We start from the raw sequence: 2,212 nt of genomic DNA on the forward strand, positions 1-2,212 counted from the left end.
TCAACAATAGCGACTAATACTAAAGAGATCAATACTATTAGTATTAGTCTCAACGGTGATAGTTTTTGGGTTTGTACAGTCATACTGTAGTCATATCTCTAGTATTATTAATATCATATTTGGTTGACTAATTATCAAAAAAATTGGGGTTAGTAAGGGCAGAAGCCAAAGTTCAACACGTCTGCATCGTTTCTGGGTCGAATTCCCCTTGCAACATCGCAATCAGACATCGTCCAATGTGGTAAGCTAAATTGACAGGGACGGCATTACCGATTTGTCTGTACTGTGATGATAGAGAACCGGTAAATTCCCAATCATCAGGGAAGCTCTGAATACGTGCATATTCCCTAACTGTCAACGGTCGTGTTTCTTCAGGATGACACCGCTCGGTCTGTTTTTGAGCTGGGTTACAGGTGAGAGTAAGAGAAGGTTCTTCCCAAGAAAGCCGCCTAGCCATACCGGTTTTGCCGCCACCGAGATAGAAACTCTTTTTCATATACTCTTTTTGAAGCGCTAGGGGTAAGTTCCGCCAATAACCTCCTGGTGGTATTAATTCCATAATTTCTCTCTTGCGGGGAGGGTATTTTGCTCCTATAGATTTCGGGCAATCTTTGAGCACCTCCCTCAGGGAAATAGTGTAGTCCTTCTCCTTAGGAAATATTGCTTTTAGGTCTAAGTCTCTTCTAACCGCAATGATAATTATCCTCTCCCGCTTTTGGGCGACATCTAGAAACTGCGCTCTGAGCAAGTTATAGGTAGGGTTGTAGCCTAAATCCTCTAAGGTTCGCAGCATGGTGGATAAGGTTCTGCCTTGGTCATGGTGGATCAGACCCCTAACGTTTTCAACCAGTGCTATTTTCGGCTGTACTTCTTTTACACACCGTGCAAACTCAAAAAAGAGCGTCCCTCTAGTATCGTCAAAACCTTTACCCAGACCGGCATAGCTGAAAGCTTGGCAGGGCACCCCACCAGCCACAATCTCTACGTTGTCCTTGTATTTGGTAAAATCAACATTGGCTATATCCTCAAGTATGATTTTCCAGGAAGGTCTATTCAGCTTCAGAGTGTTTACGCAGTCTTTATCAATCTCCACCAACAGCTTGGTGGTTAAGCCAGCATTCTCAAAACCCAGTGCCATGCCTCCACACCCAGCAAATAACTCAATTACTCTGAAGCTAGTGGATTTGCTCTTGAGAACACGAAACTCAACCCCAGTAGCTAGCCCTTGATACTTCCGTTGAATTCGTTTTAATTCTTCAATGTCAAAAAAACGGTAGTTTTGTTCAGACCGCTTTGCCCTCAGCAGCTTTTTCTTTTCCCACCGGCGTATGGTATCGGAGGAGACACCCAAGATTTCAGCAGCTTCCTGAACCGTGACTAGGTCTTGAACAGTGCCCGATTTACTTTTTGCCATTTTTATTTGAAGGGAGTAGGGAGTAGGGAGTAGGGAGTAGGGAATCGGGAATCGGGAATCGGGAGTCGGGAATCGGGAGTCGGGAATAGAGGGAGTAGGGAGTAGGGAGTAGGGAGTAGAGAAAGTGTGGGAAGTGTGGGAAGTGTGGGGAGAGGGAATCTGTCAGGAAATTATAAAATTGCTATTAGATATTGCCCCAGTACAACACTACTTTATAATAGGGAATATTTAACGGTTAAATTCGGATCTTAAATAATAAAGTGAATTATTTTTAGTTATTTGTTTGCTTCAAATACACTTTAATTTTTGTTTATTACAATCTAAATTATAACTCATTATTCCTGACTCGAAGCTCGTCAATTTTAGGATAGTTGGTTATGTCAAAATCAGGTTAGGTAAGTCCTGTTAGATTCAATTAATTACAGCGGTTTTCATATTAATGGAGTACACACACGGATTTTTGGCCTGCTCCCTGCTCCCTACTCCCTACTCCCTACTCCCTGTTCCCAGATCCGCTGTTCCCTATTCCCTCTGCTATAGCATCAAACAAAAACCATTTGAGGAGCCAGCAATACCCCAGAGGTTGAGGAAATAACTTTACCAATACCCAAAAAACTGCCATCTTCGTGGTACACTTGCACAGGACTTGTGGAGGTTTCAAGGGTAGAGACTTTAACTAGAGTATCATCCCCAGAGATACGCTGTCCTAAACACCAGCGACGGGCTTGATCAGCGGACAAGGTGACAGAGGGTAAGTGCCCCAAAGCTACACTAGGGGACACTGGCTGGAATAGGCTT

At 43.5% G+C, this 2,212-nt stretch carries 3 protein-coding genes; 1 reads left to right on the plus strand and 2 read right to left on the minus strand.

Annotated features, from left to right (window positions below):
* Positions 1–172: 172 nt before the first annotated feature.
* Entirely contained in the window at positions 173–1,414 is a 1,242-nt protein-coding gene (gene dcm / locus F6J94_RS33205) for a DNA (cytosine-5-)-methyltransferase (protein ID WP_293048052.1), read from the minus strand.
* A 439-nt stretch (positions 1,415–1,853) separates the two neighbouring features.
* Between dcm and F6J94_RS33210 the strand changes: the two genes are divergently transcribed.
* Positions 1,854–2,009, plus strand: coding sequence for a hypothetical protein (locus F6J94_RS33210; protein WP_293048055.1), 156 nt, complete (start codon positions 1,854–1,856; stop codon positions 2,007–2,009).
* Here F6J94_RS33210 and F6J94_RS33215 read toward each other — a convergent pair.
* A partial coding sequence (locus F6J94_RS33215) for a tRNA pseudouridine(55) synthase TruB (RefSeq protein ID WP_293048060.1) occupies positions 1,957–2,212 on the minus strand: 256 nt, incomplete at its 5' end. The genes F6J94_RS33210 and F6J94_RS33215 overlap by 53 nt on opposite strands.

The sequence above is a fragment of the Moorena sp. SIO1F2 genome (assembly GCF_010672755.1).
GTDB lineage: Bacteria > Cyanobacteriota > Cyanobacteriia > Cyanobacteriales > Coleofasciculaceae > Moorena.